At 64.6% G+C, this 13,912-nt stretch carries 14 protein-coding genes and 1 pseudogene; 4 read left to right on the top strand and 11 right to left on the bottom strand.

The window, feature by feature from the left end; translation table 11 throughout:
• Positions 1-46: 46 nt before the first annotated feature.
• From tolB to aspS, 10 genes are all read right to left on the bottom strand, one after another.
• Complete coding sequence (gene tolB / locus PVZ72_RS06590) at positions 47-1,345, bottom strand: Tol-Pal system beta propeller repeat protein TolB (RefSeq protein WP_273861492.1); 1,299 nt, start codon at positions 1,343-1,345, stop codon at positions 47-49.
• Positions 1,342-2,448: a cell envelope integrity protein TolA gene (tolA, locus tag PVZ72_RS06585; RefSeq protein ID WP_252977172.1), complete on the bottom strand. Its 1,107-nt coding sequence runs from the start codon at positions 2,446-2,448 to the stop codon at positions 1,342-1,344. Before tolA ends, tolB begins: the two co-directional genes overlap by 4 nt.
• Complete coding sequence (gene tolR, locus PVZ72_RS06580; RefSeq protein ID WP_133861225.1) at positions 2,445-2,891, bottom strand: protein TolR; 447 nt, start codon at positions 2,889-2,891, stop codon at positions 2,445-2,447. The genes tolA and tolR overlap by 4 nt, the downstream gene beginning before the upstream one ends.
• A gap of 11 nt (positions 2,892-2,902) precedes the next feature.
• A complete protein-coding gene (gene tolQ / locus PVZ72_RS06575) occupies positions 2,903-3,595 on the bottom strand; it encodes a protein TolQ (protein ID WP_133861226.1) in 693 nt (230 codons plus the stop codon).
• 2 nt (positions 3,596-3,597) lie between these two features.
• Entirely contained in the window at positions 3,598-4,047 is a 450-nt protein-coding gene (gene ybgC / locus PVZ72_RS06570; RefSeq protein WP_133861227.1) for a tol-pal system-associated acyl-CoA thioesterase, read from the bottom strand.
• Between the two features lie 51 nt (positions 4,048-4,098).
• Positions 4,099-5,151 carry a Holliday junction branch migration DNA helicase RuvB gene (gene ruvB / locus PVZ72_RS06565; RefSeq protein WP_133861228.1) on the bottom strand — a complete coding sequence of 351 codons (1,053 nt, stop codon included), beginning with the start codon at positions 5,149-5,151 and terminating at the stop codon, positions 4,099-4,101.
• Positions 5,152-5,155: 4 nt separating this feature from the next.
• Positions 5,156-5,758 carry a Holliday junction branch migration protein RuvA gene (gene ruvA, locus PVZ72_RS06560; protein WP_133861229.1) on the bottom strand — a complete coding sequence of 201 codons (603 nt, stop codon included), beginning with the start codon at positions 5,756-5,758 and terminating at the stop codon, positions 5,156-5,158.
• Between the two features lie 46 nt (positions 5,759-5,804).
• The gene (gene ruvC, locus PVZ72_RS06555) at positions 5,805-6,365 is read right to left on the bottom strand and encodes a crossover junction endodeoxyribonuclease RuvC (RefSeq protein WP_007160336.1); all 561 of its coding nucleotides are present in this window, start codon (positions 6,363-6,365) and stop codon (positions 5,805-5,807) included.
• Positions 6,365-7,111 carry a YebC/PmpR family DNA-binding transcriptional regulator gene (locus PVZ72_RS06550; protein WP_133861230.1) on the bottom strand — a complete coding sequence of 249 codons (747 nt, stop codon included), beginning with the start codon at positions 7,109-7,111 and terminating at the stop codon, positions 6,365-6,367. Before PVZ72_RS06550 ends, ruvC begins: the two co-directional genes overlap by 1 nt.
• A gap of 105 nt (positions 7,112-7,216) precedes the next feature.
• On the bottom strand, positions 7,217-8,992 hold the full coding sequence (gene aspS, locus PVZ72_RS06545) for an aspartate--tRNA ligase (RefSeq protein WP_133861231.1): 1,776 nt from the start codon (positions 8,990-8,992) through the stop codon (positions 7,217-7,219).
• Positions 8,993-9,203: 211 nt separating this feature from the next.
• On the opposite strand from aspS, the gene PVZ72_RS06540 reads away from it, so the two are divergent.
• From PVZ72_RS06540 to PVZ72_RS06535, 3 genes and pseudogenes are all read left to right on the top strand, one after another.
• Positions 9,204-9,674: a Dps family protein gene (locus tag PVZ72_RS06540; RefSeq protein ID WP_273861491.1), complete on the top strand. Its 471-nt coding sequence runs from the start codon at positions 9,204-9,206 to the stop codon at positions 9,672-9,674.
• Positions 9,675-9,717: 43 nt separating this feature from the next.
• Positions 9,718-10,149 (top strand): annotated as a pseudogene (locus PVZ72_RS24075) (cold shock domain-containing protein membrane protein); the annotation flags it as partial.
• Positions 10,150-10,269: 120 nt separating this feature from the next.
• Positions 10,270-10,485, top strand: coding sequence for a cold shock domain-containing protein (locus tag PVZ72_RS06535; protein ID WP_166655908.1), 216 nt, complete (start codon positions 10,270-10,272; stop codon positions 10,483-10,485).
• Between the two features lie 61 nt (positions 10,486-10,546).
• Here the strand turns inward: PVZ72_RS06535 and PVZ72_RS06530 are convergent, their stop codons facing one another.
• Positions 10,547-12,634, bottom strand: a complete 2,088-nt coding sequence (locus PVZ72_RS06530; RefSeq protein WP_273861490.1) for an LTA synthase family protein — start codon at positions 12,632-12,634, stop codon at positions 10,547-10,549.
• Between the two features lie 317 nt (positions 12,635-12,951).
• Here PVZ72_RS06530 and PVZ72_RS06525 point away from each other — a divergent pair, with 317 nt between their 5' ends.
• Positions 12,952-13,911: an AAA family ATPase gene (locus PVZ72_RS06525; protein ID WP_273861489.1), complete on the top strand. Its 960-nt coding sequence runs from the start codon at positions 12,952-12,954 to the stop codon at positions 13,909-13,911.
• The last annotated feature ends 1 nt before the right edge of the window (position 13,912 follow it).

The following is a 13,912-nucleotide window of genomic DNA, read 5'->3' as shown; positions in this document are numbered from 1 at the left end:
AAAGAACCGCAATGTTGGTGTAACTAAGGACTTTTCTAATTAGCCGTCAGTTCAGGTAAGGAGACCAGGAAGGCTCGCGCACGTCACCCTGGGCGGTGGGAATAGGAATCCGGACGCGACCATTGATGGAGACAAGCATCAGTACGCCTCGGTCCTGCTGGCGGGTGGCGTAGATTAGCATGGTGCCATTGGGCGCAACAGTGGGCGAATCGTTGAGGCTGGTGTTGGAAAGTACCCGCACAGAGCCGCGCTGGAGGTCCTGCGCAGCGATCTGGAAGTTGGTGAAACCTTCCTGACGATGCACCATGACCAGGGTCTTTTCATCCGCCGAAAGTTTCGGGTTGGCGTTGTAGTTACCGACGAAAGTCACGCGCTCAGCACCCCCGCCATTGGCGCTGGTCTTGTAGATCTGCGGCTTGCCGGAACGGTCGGAGGTGAAATAGATGGTCTGGCCATCCTTGCCCCAGAAGGGCTCGGTATCGATGGCGGAGTCATTCGTCACACGACGAATGGCACGCGAGCCGAGATCCATCACATAGATCTCGGGGTTGCCATCCTTGGACAGCACGAAGGCCAGGCGATTGCCATCGGGCGAAAACGCCGGCGCGCCATTCAGGCCTTCGAAGTTGGTCAGCTGCTCGCGGCGACCGGTGTCGATGTACTGCATGAAGATGCGCGGGCGCTGCTGCTCGAAGGAGACGTAGGCGATGCGCTTGCCATCCGGCGCGAAACGCGGCGACAGGATCGGCTCGCGCGACTGCAGCAGGGTAACGGCACGCGCACCGTCATAGTCGGCGCGCTGCAGGGTGTAACGGGTGTTGGTGGCGGAGAAGCGCTCGGCGGTCACATAGAGGATGCGCGTCGAGAAGGCACCTTTCACCCCGGTCAGCTTTTCATAGGCCTGGTCCGAAATGAAGTGCGCCATGTCGCGCAGCTGATCGGTGCTGCCGCCGACGTTGCCGGTCAGGACCTGCTGTTCGGTGGAGACGTTGAAGAGGGCGTAGCTGATCTGCAGGCGGCCACCGTTGGGCACGACATTGCCTACCAGCACGTAATTGGCGCCCAGCGCCTTCCAGTCACGGAAGATGACTTCGCTGGCCTGGCTCGGCTGACTCAGCATGTTCTGGCGTGGAATCGACGAGAACACCCCGGAGTTGCGCAGGTCATCGCTGACGATATTGCCCAGGTCTTCCGGCAGCGGCTGACCACCCTGCCAGCCGAAAGGCACGACGGCGATCGGAATGGCACGATCACTACCGCTGGAGATCACCAGCGGATCGGCCGCCTGGGCGGAGCCCACCATCAGGACCAGGCCCAGCAGGATGTAACGGATCAGGGTGTTCACAGACTCAGGTCCTCCGGTTTGAAGATCATGCGGCGCTGACGGTACAGCTGATCGAAGGTCTTGCGATCCAGCTGCTGCAGCTCACGGATACGACCGACGTTACGCACGGCCGATACCGCTGAATTATCGAATTCCTTGTTGCCACTGGAGCGGGTAACCGTCGCGCTGGTAATGGTGCCGTCTGGCAGCATGTTGATCTGCACCTCGACGCTCATACCATTGCGCGCCGACTGCGGACGCGTCCACTGCTCGCTGACCAGACGCACGATCAGGTCATCGAAGCTCGATGCCACCTCGTCACCCTGCTCTTCGGCCAGTGCCTGCTGCCGCTGGGTATCATCGGACAGCAATTCGGCCAACGCCTGCGCCTTCTTGTCTTCCGCCGCCTTGCGTGCAGCTGCCTGGGCAGCCTTCTTCTTGGCGTCGTCTGCCGCTTTCTTCTTGGCAGCCTCGGCTGCAGCCTCTTTCTTGGCCGCTTCTGCCGCCGCCTTCTGCTTGGCCTCTTCCGCCGACTTCTGCTTGGCTGCTTCGGCCGCCGCCTTCTTGGCCGCTTCGTCGGCTGCCTTCTGCTTGGCGGCTTCGTCGGCCTTCTTCTTGGCGATATCCGCCTGCTTCTTCTGCTCGACAGCCTGCTTGGCTTCCGCAGCCGCCTTGGCGGCCTCGGACTGTTTCTCGGCCTCAGCCTTGGCTTCGGCGGCTTTGGCCGCCGCTTCCGCTTGCTGCGCCTTTCGAGCGTCGTCGGCTTTCTTTTGTTCCGCGGCCTGTTGCTGGGCTTCCTTCTGTTGCTGAGCCGCCTTGGCCGCCGCCGCTTCGCGCTGGGCTTCCTGTTGCTCGCGGCGCTGCTCCAGCTGCTCCTGCTCGTACTGTTTGGCCGCGGTCTTCTTCGCCTCCCCCGCCAGTTTCTGCTCGGTCTGCACCTGCGCGGAACTCTTGGACTTGAGCTGGACCAGGGTGGCCTGGACGACCGGGCGCGACTGGGGCAATTCAGGGGTGAAGGCGAAGCTGACAAACAGCAGGCCGAAAATCAGCACATGCAGGGCGACTGCCCAGATGACCGGCCAGAAATAACTTTCGGACGACGAACGCTCGCGGTGTCGCATCAAGGCGCCTCGGTAATCAACCCGACGTTGGGCACGCCGGCCTGTTGCAAGGCACCCATGGCGCCGGCCACGACACCGTAGTTGGCAGCCTTGTCACCCCGGATGAACACCTGGGTGTCCGCCCGCTGACGCATGATGGCACCGACCTGCTGACTCAGTTGGGGCAGCGACACCGCGGTCTCGGACTTGGCCTTCTGATCGGTATCCACCTCGGAACCGACGTTCCAGTAGTAGGTACCGTTGGCCTTCACCGAGACGGTGAGGATCTGCTTGTCGTTGTCTTGCGGCAGGGCCTGACTGTCGACCTTGGGCAGGTCGACCTTGACGCCCTGGTTGAGCATGGGCGCCGTCACCATGAAGATGACGAGGAGCACCAACATCACGTCGATGTAGGGCACCACGTTCATCTCGGCGACGGGCTTGCGTTTCTTGCGGCGAGGGACCATGGGATACCTCTTTATTCGTCGCTGGTGTGGACTTTGCGGTGCAGGATGGCCTGGAATTCGTCCGCAAAGGTGTAGTAGCGGTTGATCAGCATTTCCGAGCGGGCAGCGAAGCGGTTGTAGGCCACGACGGCGGGAATGGCGGCGAACAGACCGATGGCGGTGGCGATCAGGGCTTCGGCGATGCCGGGAGCCACGGTGGCCAGGGTCGCCTGCTGGGCAGTGGACAGGCCGCGGAAGGAGTTCATGATGCCCCAGACGGTACCGAACAGACCCACATAGGGGCTGGTGGAACCGACGGTGGCCAGGAACGGCAGGGCCTGATCGAGTTTTTCTTCCTCACGGGAGATGGCGACGCGCATGGCGCGCGAGACGCCTTCCATCACGGCATCGGGATCCACGCCGGGCTGCTGACGCAGGCGGGAGAATTCCTTGAAGCCGGCGCGGAAGATCTGCTCGACGCCGGAGTCCGGATCGGGGTTGCTGCCGGCCTGGCGATACAGCTTGGACAGATCGATGCCCGACCAGAATTTCTCTTCGAAGGCATCCAGGGAACGCTTGGCGGCGCGCATGGCATTGCCGCGCTGGATGATCATGATCCAGGACGTGACAGAGGCTGCGACCAGGATGAGCATCACCAGTTGCACCACCAAGCTGGCGTTGGCGATGAGGCTCCACATGGACGTATGGTCGACGTTGGGTTGCACGCTTAATCTCCTGATTGAATTGACGCCGGATTTCCGGCAAGAACCGTTCGCATGGCTGCAGGGATAGCCCTGGGCCTGAAGCTGTCAGCACGCACGCAGGCGACCGTCACCCACCCTTCACAGAGCAGGACAGCGTCCCTGGCGCGCCGGACCTCCTGGTGAAACCTGAGGCTGGCGCGCTTCGCCTCGACCACCTCGGCACCGATCAGCAACTCGTCATCCAGTCGCGCGGGCGCATGGTAGCGCGCTTCGCTGCTATGGACGACGAACAGCAGACCATCCCGGGCGAGTTCGGACTGGGCATAGCCCAGCGCGCGCAGTCGCTCGGTGCGGGCGCGTTCCATGAACTTGAGGTAGTTGACGTAATAGACGATGCCGCCGGCATCGGTATCTTCGTAGTAGACACGACACCTGAGGACGGACGGCGACGGGCTCCGCGATTGCGCGTGCATACTCTAGAACCTAGCCTCGCCGTTGCCAATCAGAAATGTTCGCAACTGCATTTAATTACCATTGACCTCGAACAGATCGGGTGTACCACCCTGGGCCAGACGCGTCGGCAGATTGAGCCCGAAGTGCAGATAGGCATGGCGGGTCACCACCCGTCCGCGCGGCGTGCGCATGATATAGCCTTGCTGGATCAAATAGGGTTCCAGCACATCTTCGATGGTGTGACGCTCTTCGCTGATGGCGGCAGCGAGACTGTCGACGCCCACCGGACCACCGTCGAACTTGTCGATCATGGTCAGCAGCAGACGGCGATCCTGGTGATCGAAACCCTGGGCGTCGACGTCCAGCAGATCGAGGGCACGACTGGCGATGTCGTGGCTGATGTGACCCTGCCCGCGCACCTCGGCGAAGTCCCGCACCCGCCGCAGCAGGCGATTGGCGATCCGCGGCGTGCCACGCGCCCGGCGGGCGATTTCCATGGCCCCCTCGGCCTCGATGGCGAGACCGAGAATGCCGGCCGAGCGGGTGACGATGGTGGCCAGATCCGCGGTGCCGTAGAACTCCAGACGCTGGACGATCCCGAAGCGGTCGCGCAGCGGATTGGTCAGCATGCCGGCGCGGGTGGTCGCGCCGACCAGGGTGAAGGGCGGCAGGTCCAGCTTGATGGAGCGAGCCGCCGGACCCTCGCCGATCATGATGTCGAGCTGGTAGTCCTCCATCGCCGGATAGAGCACCTCCTCGACGATGGGCGAGAGTCGATGGATCTCGTCGATGAAGAGCACATCACCGGCTTCCAGGTTGGTCAACAGCGCGGCGAGATCGCCCGGGCGTTCCAGCACGGGGCCCGAGGTGCTCTTCAGGGAAACCTGCATTTCCTGGGCGATGATGTTGGCCAGAGTGGTCTTGCCCAGGCCGGGTGGGCCGAAGATCAGGGTGTGGTCGAGGGCCTCGCCCCTGCCCTTCGCGGCCTGGATGAACAGCCCCATCTGGTCGCGCACCACCGGCTGGCCGATGTAGTCGGCCAGACGCACCGGACGGATGGCGCGATCCTGGAATTCCTCACGGTCGCGGCCAGTGCCCGAGATGAGGCGATCGGTTTCTATCATGGGATCAGACCATGCCCTTCAGGGCGCGACGGATGAGTTCCTCGCTGGAAAGGTCTTCCCCCTCCACGGCGGCGACGGCGCGGCTGGCTTCCTGGGGCTTGAAGCCCAGGGCGACCAGGGCGCTGACCGCATCGGCCTCGGCGCTGGCCACGACGGCGGCCTGGTTCGGCAGGACCAGGGGAGCGATGCCGGGCAGGCTTTCCCAGGCCTTGAAGCGGTCCTTCAGCTCGACCAGCAGGCGCTCGGCAGTCTTCTTGCCCACCCCTGGTACCTTGACCAGGGCGGCCGTGTCCTGGGCTTGCACGCAGCGAACCAATTCATCCACCTCGAGACTGGACATCAACGCCAGGGCCAGCTTGGGGCCGACACCATTGAGCCGGATCAGCTCGCGAAACAGCTCACGCTCGCGCTTTTCCCCGAACCCATACAGCAGGTGCGCATCTTCCCGTACCACGAGGTGGGTATGCAATGTGACGATTTCACCCTGGGCCGGCAGCCGATAAAGGGTCGTCATGGGCACTTCGACCTCGTAGCCGACTCCGCCCACGTCGAGCAGGAGATGCGGCGGCTGCTTTTCCGCCAGGGTGCCACGTAGACGACCGATCACAGGGTTACCTTCCTAACGTTGGAGCGAGAGGGTTGAGCGAATAGGACTAGAGCCGCAGACGACCGCCGCGGCGGCGGGTGGCCAGCAGGCCATGGGGCACCAGGCTCTGCCGGGTATGGGCATGGCACAGGGCGATGGCCAGGGCATCGGAGGCGTCGATCTGCGGCTTTTCGGTCAGCCGCAGCAGGTGCATGACCATCAGCATTACCTGCTGCTTGTCCGCCCCGCCGTTGCCGACCACGGCCTGCTTGACCTGGCTCGCGGTGTACTCGGAGATCTCCAGGCCACCCTCGGCACCGGCGACGATGGCCGCCCCCCGGGCCTGACCCAACTTGAGCGCCGAATCGGCGTTGCGCGCCATGAACACCTGCTCGATGCCCATGGTGACCGGCCCGTACTGGGCGATGACGTCGCGCACCCCGCGATAGACGATCTGCAACCGTTCGGGCAACGGACCGTTTCCCGTACGGATGCAGCCGGAGGCCACGTATTCGCAGCCCCGCCCGGTGTCGCGCACCACGCCGAAGCCGGTCAGCCGCGAGCCCGGGTCGATGCCCAGCACCAGGGTGCCGGGCGCATCGGGCGGCAGGCGCTCGTAGAGGGACATCAGCCGAGCTGCTCCATGACATCCTCGGGGATGTCGGCGTTGGAATAGACGTTCTGCACGTCATCCAGGTCTTCGAGCATGTCGATCAGCTTGAGCACCTTCTGCGCGGTGTCCAGATCCAGGGTCGCGGAGGTCGAGGGGATCATGGTCACCTCGGCTTCGTCGGCCTTGTAGCCGGCAGCGGTCAGGGCTTCGTTGACGGCGATGAAGTCAGCGAAGCTGGTGAAGACGTCGATGGAGCCATCGTCGTTGGCCACCACGTCGTCGGCACCGGCTTCCAGGGCCGCTTCCATCAGGGCGTCTTCGTCCAGGCCGGGGGCATAGCTGATCTGGCCCTTGCGCTCGAACAGATAGGCCACCGAACCGTCGGTACCCAGGTTGCCACCGCACTTGTTGAAGGCGTGGCGGACTTCGGCCGCGGTACGGTTGCGGTTGTCGGTCATGGCTTCGACGATGATGGCGACACCGCTCGGGGCGTAGCCTTCATAGGTCAGTTCCTCGACGTTCTCGCCTTCGCCGGCACCCACGCCACGGGCGATGGCCCGGTCGATGGTGTCGCGGGTCATGTTGGCGGTCAGCGCCTTGTCCACCGCCAGACGCAGGCGGGGATTGTCGGCAGGAACGCCGCCGCCCTGGCGCGCGGCCACGGTCAGCTCACGGATGATCTTGGTGAAGATCTTGCCTTTCTTGGCATCCTGGCGTTCTTTGCGATGCTTGATGTTGGCCCACTTGGAATGACCGGCCATAAGCTACTCCAATCTCTTGACGAAGACGGCACCGGCGGCGAGGGCCGCGGCGCACTGAAAAGGGAAACGGAAGGCATCCACCTGGGCGCCCTCCTCCGATAGGACTTATTCCGCCTTGGGCTGCTCGCGCAGGCGGATGTGCAGCTCGCGCAGGGCCTTGGCATCGACGGCGCCGGGCGCCTGGGTCATGACGTCGGCCGCGCTCTGGGTCTTCGGGAAGGCGATGACTTCGCGAATCGAGGAGGCGCCGGTCATCAGCATCACCAGGCGATCCAGACCGAAGGCCAGGCCACCGTGGGGCGGTGCACCGAACTTTAGGGCGTCCAGCAGGAAGCCGAATTTCTCTTCCTGTTCCTCGGCGCTGATGCCGAGGACCTCGAAGACCGCCTGCTGCATCTTCTTGTCGTGGATACGGATGGAACCGCCGCCCAGCTCGGTACCGTTGAGCACCATGTCGTAGGCCCGCGACAGGGCTGCGCCCGGATTGGCCTTGAGCGCCTGCGGGTCGCACTTGGGCGAGGTGAAGGGGTGGTGCATGGCGGTCAGGCTGCCATCGTCGTTTTCCTCGAACATCGGGAAGTCGACCACCCACAGCGGCGCCCACTGGCAGGTCAGCAGGTTGAGGTCGTGGCCGAGCTTGATGCGCAGCGCGCCCAGGGCTTCGGAGACAACCTTGGTCTTGTCCGCGCCAAAGAACACGATGTCGCCATCCACCGCACCGACGCGGTCGAGGATGACGTTGATGTTGTCCAGCGGGATGTTCTTGACGATGGGCGACTGCAGGCCCTCGACGCCGGCGGCGCGCTCGTTGACCTTGATGTAGGCCAGGCCCTTGGCGCCATAGATGCCGACGAACTTGGTGTAGTCGTCGATCTGCTTGCGCGGCATGCTCGCCCCGCCCGGTACCCGCAGGGCGGCGACGCGGCACTTGGGATCGTTGGCCGGACCGGCGAAGACCTTGAAGTCGACGTCCTTGAGCTGGTCTTCCACGTCCACCAGCTCCAGCGGGATGCGCAGGTCCGGCTTGTCGGAACCGAAGCGACGCATGGCTTCGGCCAGGGTCATGTGCGGCAGCTCGCCGAATTCGACGTCCAGCACTTCCTTGAACAGGTTGCGCACCATGGTCTCGGTGATGTCCATGATGTCTTTTTCATCGAGGAAGCTGGTCTCGATGTCGATCTGGGTGAATTCCGGCTGGCGGTCGGCACGCAGGTCTTCGTCACGGAAGCACTTGGCGATCTGGTAGTAGCGATCGAAGCCGGCGACCATCAGCAGCTGCTTGAACAGCTGGGGCGACTGCGGCAGGGCGAAGAAGCTGCCGGGATGGGTCCGGCTGGGCACCAGGTAGTCGCGGGCACCCTCGGGGGTGGCGCGGGTCAGGATCGGGGTTTCCACGTCGAGGAAACCGTTTTCGTCCAGGTAGCGGCGGATGCTGGAGGTGATGCGCGAGCGCAGCTTGAGCTTCTCGGCCATCTCCGGACGGCGCAGGTCGATGAAGCGATAGCGCAGGCGGGTCTCTTCACCGACGTCGGTGTACTCGTTGAGCGGGAACGGCGGGGTCTCCGCTTCGTTGAGCACTTCCAGCTCGTAGCCCAGCACCTCGATGGCGCCGGAGGCCATGTTGGCATTGCGCGCGCCTTCGGGACGCAGGCGCACCTTGCCGGTGAGCCTGACGACATATTCGCTGCGCACGCGGTCGGCCTTGGCGAAGGTTTCGGCGCGATCCGGATCGAACACCACCTGGGCCAGGCCTTCGCGATCGCGGATGTCGAGGAAGATGACCCCGCCGTGGTCACGGCGGCGGTGGACCCAACCGCAGAGGGTGATTTCCTGGCCGTCCAGGCTCTCGTTCAACTGGCCGCAATAGTGGCTGCGCATCATGGTCGTGGTTTCGCTTCTCTAGAACAGGCTGAATGCGTGGAGGCACCGGGCCGCCAGGGCCGGGTGCTCGACTGAACGGGAGATTCTATATCATCCGTCACGATTTTACCGTAGCCGGGCGCGCAGCTCGACACGCGAACACTGGCTAAACGGCCAGCAGTTCTGTGATAGCCTCGGAGCCCTTCGCAACCGACGCACAGGAGCCGTCAGCATGGAAATCAACATCGGAATCGCCGAACAGGATCGTGCCCAGATCGCCGAGGGCCTGTCGCGCCTCCTGGCCGACACCTACACCCTGTATCTGAAGACCCACAACTTCCACTGGAACGTGACCGGGCCGATGTTCAACACCCTGCACCTGATGTTCGAGACCCAGTACACCGAGCTGGCGGTCGCCGTGGACGACATCGCCGAGCGCATTCGCGCCCTCGGCTTCCCGGCGCCGGCCACCTATGCCGCCTACGCCCGGCTTTCGAGCATCAAGGAAGAGGAAGGCGTACCGGACGCCCAGGAGATGATCCGGCTGCTGGTGCAGGGCCAGGAAGCCGTGGTGCGGACCGCCCGGGGCATCTTCCCGCTGCTGGACAAGGTCAGCGACGAGCCCACCGCCGATCTGCTGACCCAGCGCATGCAGACCCACGAAAAGACCGCCTGGATGCTGCGCAGCCTGCTGGCCGCCTGAGTCCGGCTACCGTCGCGGGCCACGGCCCGCGACGGTGCCATGATTGAGCGGCCCTCACCTTTTGGGTTTAATAAGGACGCGCTTTTCGCGCCGGGTCATTCCGCTGTCGGGCACCGCTCCGGCAGTTTCGGCAGACCCGTGTTATCTATCCCAAGGTGATTTCACATTGAACACGTTATCTACTGTCCATGTCGTGGTGGGCGCTGCTGCGCTCCTGTTATCGGCGATTCCCGGACTGCAGTCCGATACCTCGTCCTTCGATCAACCCGAGTCCATCCACCTGGCCCTGCTGGGTCTTGCCACCCTCCTCTTCACACCCTTCTCCCGTAGCCGCAGCAGCGGCGCCCAGAAACTCGCCAGTGTCCTGCTGGTGCTCGCCGTCGTGGCCCAGACCTTCATCCTGCTGGCGCCCCTCGAGCAGATCGGCGGCCTGCCGGCCGAGCTGCTGCCGCTGGCGCTGACCCTGGTCGCCGCCCTGGCCAGCCTGCCGGAGAAGTTTCGCGGCCAGGCCGGCAGCGCGCCGGTGGTCGATGCCGAGCCACGCCCGCGCCAGGCGGCGCGTCCGGCGCCCGTTGCGGCCGCCCCGGCACGCCCGCTGGCCGATGACCGCGAGCGCGGCACGGTGAAGTGGTTCAACACCTCCAAGGGCTTCGGCTTCATCTCCCGCGATACCGGCGACGATATCTTCGTGCACTTCCGCGCGATCCGTGGCGAAGGCCATCGGGTGCTGATGGAAGGCCAGCGCGTGGAGTTCTCGGTGATCCAGCGCGACAAGGGTCTGCAGGCCGAGGACGTGATCATCGCGGCCTGATCCGTACCAGCCAAAAGAAAGGCCGCCCATGGGCGGCCTTTTTCATGGGCGCGCGAGGCTACTACCGCTGGGCGGCCGCTGCCTTGCTGTCGTTCATGCCAGTGGTGTTGCCGAGCAGGCTTGCCGTGGCGATCTGGATGAAGGCCTCCAGGCGCTTCTGCAGCTCGGGCGCGCTGGCGTCGCCCTTGAGCACCTCGCCACCGGCCTGGGTGCCCAGGTGATAGCGATAGAGCACGGCATCGCGATCACGCGGCTTGACCAGGATGCGATCGCCGGTGACCAGGGCCACGGTCTGGTCACTGCCCGAGGGCTTGATCACCGCCACACCCGGATCGCCCTGGGGCAGGCCCAGCAGGTCGCGGCCCCAGCACTGGTGCTGGGTCGGCTTGCCGAAGCGGGCCAGTACCGTGGGTACCACGTCGATCTGGCTGCCCACGGTGTCGCGACGGGCGCCAAAGGTTTCCTGCACGCCCGGACCGATCAGCAGCAGCGGCACGTTGAAGCGCGACAGGTCCATCTCGGTGATCTGCTCGTTGTTGCCGAAGCCATGGTCACCAACGATGACGAACAGGGTGTCCTGGTACCAGGGTTCCTGCTTGACCTTGGCGAAGAACTGCCCCAGCGACCAGTCGGCATAGCGCATGGCGGTGAGGTGCTCGTCGAGCGAGCCGTGGCCGGTGACCGGCGTGACCGGCAGGTCCTTGGGCAGTGCATAGGGGGTGTGGTTGGACAGGGTCTGCAGCAGCGCATAGAAGGGCTTGCCGTCCGGCGCCTTGGCCAGGGCGTCCAGTTCCTGCACGGAGCGGTCGAACATGTCCTGGTCGGAGACACCCCAGGTCGGGTCCATGAACACCGGATTGACGAAGTCTTCGCGACCGACGAAGCGGGTCATGCCCTGGTTGCTGAAGAAGCCGGACTGGTTGTCCCACTGGAAGTTGCCGTTGTAGACGTAGACATCGTCGAAACCGCGGGTGCTGAGCAGTTGCGGCAGACCGGAGAACTGGTGGGCGCCCTCGGGCATGCGCATCAGGTACTCGAAGGCCGGCAGATTGGGGAAGCAGGCCATGGTGGCGAACATGCCCTGGTGGGTATGGGTGCCGTTGGAAAAGAAGCGGGTGAACAGCGTGCCCTGCTTGGCCAGGGCGTCGAAGTTGGGGGTGATGCCGTCTTCGTTGCCCAGGGCGCCGATATAGCGACCGGCCATGCTTTCCATGAGGATCACCACCACGTTGCGCACCTTGGGCAGTTGGCCGTCGGTGGGCGGGGTGTAGATCCGGCGGACGGCAGCCTTGTCGGCGTCGATCAGTTCGTCACGCGGGGTCAGCAGCAGCTGCCGGGTGGTGGCCAGCGCCTCGGCGGCCGGCATGGTGGCCTTCCAGCTGTTGTCGCGATGATCGGAGAAGCTGTTCTCGGCGGCATTGATCAGCGTCAGGGTGCCGTTCAGACCCAGATGGTTGGCGAACATCGAATCGGTGGTATAGGCGTCGCCCCAGCGCAGCGGCGGCCCGGACCTCAGGGTGCCACGGGCGGCGATGACGGCTACCACCAGGCAGAGCATGAAGACCGCGCCCCGGCGATACCAGGCGGCCGGTCGCGCCGCGACATGACGCCGTGTGGCCCGCTCGACGCCAAAGAACACCAGGCCCAGCAGCAGGGTCGCCACGGCCCAGGCCAGCAGCAGGCGCACCACCGGGAAGCCGTTCCAGATCATGCTGGTGACGGTGTGCAGGTCTTCCTGCATGTATTGGAACACCAGGCTGTTCAGGCGCTGGTGGAATTCGCGATAGAAATTCAGCTCGCCGACGCCCAGCAGCAGGCAGAGGCTGGCAGCCAGGGTGAACCAGCCGGCCTGCAACCGGCGCGCGGCCATGGCTCTGGCACTCAACAGGCAGAGCAGCGAGGGCACGCAGATATAGACCACCAGGCGCAGGTCGAAGCGGGCGCCGTTGAAGAAGGCCTCGGCGAAGGTGGCGAAGGGCGAATCACCGATCAGGTCGGTGTTGTAGGCCAGCAGTGCCAGGCGCAGCAGGGTGAACATGACCAGCAGCGCCAGGCCGCAGCCCAGGACGAAGCTCAGGTGGCTGCCCAGCGTCGGCACCGGGCGGATGCCGGGGGTGCGCGGGGATTGGGGGACTTCCGTTTGCGACATGAAAACACCTTGTCAAAAGCAGCAGGGATTCGCGGCGCGTGGCCAGCGGCTCGGGATCGGCCACGCAGAGGCCTCGGGCGCGGTCGGCAGGCGTGGGAGTTTAACCCTCCGGCGCGATCGCGCCAGTCTTGGCCGCTCGGGCTTGGCCGAAGCGAGACCTCCACCGCGCCGTCAATCGCCCAGCCTGAGCAGGAGCTCGTCAAAATTTCGTCAAGGACTGCTCTGGTTGCGACGTCAGCACAGGCATGGGCGGCAGCCGCCGCTTGCAGTAAAATCCAGCACCCTTGACCGCTCCAGTGCCGTATTCAGGATGTCCCATGGCTCACCGTGACGCTCTGCAGATGCTTCGCACCTACCTGACCAGCCAGATCCTTGGCCAGGAAACCCTGGTGGAGCGCCTGCTCATCGCGGTGCTGGCGGATGGTCATCTGCTGGTGGAAGGTGCCCCGGGGCTGGCCAAGACCAAGGCCATCAAGGACCTGGCGGAAGGCCTGGAGGCCGATTTCCACCGCATCCAGTTCACGCCCGACCTGCTGCCGGCCGACATCACCGGCACCGAGATCTATCGCCCGGACACGGCGACCTTCTCCTTTCAGCAGGGGCCGATCTTTCACAATCTGGTGCTCGCCGACGAGATCAACCGGGCGCCGGCCAAGGTGCAGTCCGCGCTGCTGGAAGCCATGGCCGAACGCCAGGTGAGCATCGGCCGCACCTCCTATGCCCTGCCCGACCTCTTCCTGGTGATGGCCACCCAGAATCCCATCGAGCAGGAAGGCACCTATCCGCTGCCCGAGGCCCAGCTCGATCGCTTCCTGATGCACGTCAAGATCGGCTACCCCGACGCCTCCGTGGAGCGTCGCATCCTGGCCCAGGCCCGTGGCGAGGCCCTGGACGGCGAGACCCTGCCAACCGAGCGCGTCACCCAGGCGGAGATCAATGCGGCTCGTCGCGAGGTGCTCGGGCTGTACATGGCCGATGCCGTGGAGGAATACCTGGTCCAGCTGATCATGGCGACCCGCACCCCGGGGCGCTTCGACCAGGACCTGGTGCACTGGATCACCTATGGCGCCAGCCCGCGTGGTTCCATCGCCCTGGATCGCTGCGCCCGCGCCCATGCCTGGCTGGCCGGGCGGGACTTCGTCAGCCCGGAGGATATCCAGGCGGTGGTCTTCGACGTCCTGCGCCACCGCGTCATCCTGTCCTTCGAGGCGGAAGCCGCCGGCATTGATCACGACCGGGTGGTGCAGCGCATCCTCGATCTGGTGGCCGTGGCCTGAG

Origin of the sequence: Pseudomonas sp. LA5 (assembly GCF_028640825.1) — a bacterium.
Taxonomy (GTDB): domain Bacteria; phylum Pseudomonadota; class Gammaproteobacteria; order Pseudomonadales; family Pseudomonadaceae; genus Chryseomonas; species Chryseomonas aestiva.
This window is presented reverse-complemented; position numbering and strand designations above follow the sequence as displayed.

Bases quoted from the DNA above. Each gene is read 5' to 3' on its own strand.
- ruvC (WP_007160336.1), bottom strand. From the start codon at position 6,365: ATGTCCCTCTACGAGCGCCTGCCGCCCGATGCGCCCGGCACCCTGGTG.
- tolR (WP_133861225.1), bottom strand. From the start codon at position 2,891: ATGGTCCCTCGCCGCAAGAAACGCAAGCCCGTCGCCGAGATGAACGTG.
- PVZ72_RS06530 (WP_273861490.1), bottom strand. From the start codon at position 12,634: ATGTCGCAAACGGAAGTCCCCCAATCCCCGCGCACCCCCGGCATCCGC.
- ruvB (WP_133861228.1), bottom strand. From the start codon at position 5,151: ATGATAGAAACCGATCGCCTCATCTCGGGCACTGGCCGCGACCGTGAG.
- PVZ72_RS06550 (WP_133861230.1), bottom strand. From the start codon at position 7,111: ATGGCCGGTCATTCCAAGTGGGCCAACATCAAGCATCGCAAAGAACGC.
- ybgC (WP_133861227.1), bottom strand. From the start codon at position 4,047: ATGCACGCGCAATCGCGGAGCCCGTCGCCGTCCGTCCTCAGGTGTCGT.
- PVZ72_RS06540 (WP_273861491.1), top strand. From the start codon at position 9,204: ATGGAAATCAACATCGGAATCGCCGAACAGGATCGTGCCCAGATCGCC.
- PVZ72_RS06525 (WP_273861489.1), top strand. From the start codon at position 12,952: ATGGCTCACCGTGACGCTCTGCAGATGCTTCGCACCTACCTGACCAGC.
- aspS (WP_133861231.1), bottom strand. From the start codon at position 8,992: ATGATGCGCAGCCACTATTGCGGCCAGTTGAACGAGAGCCTGGACGGC.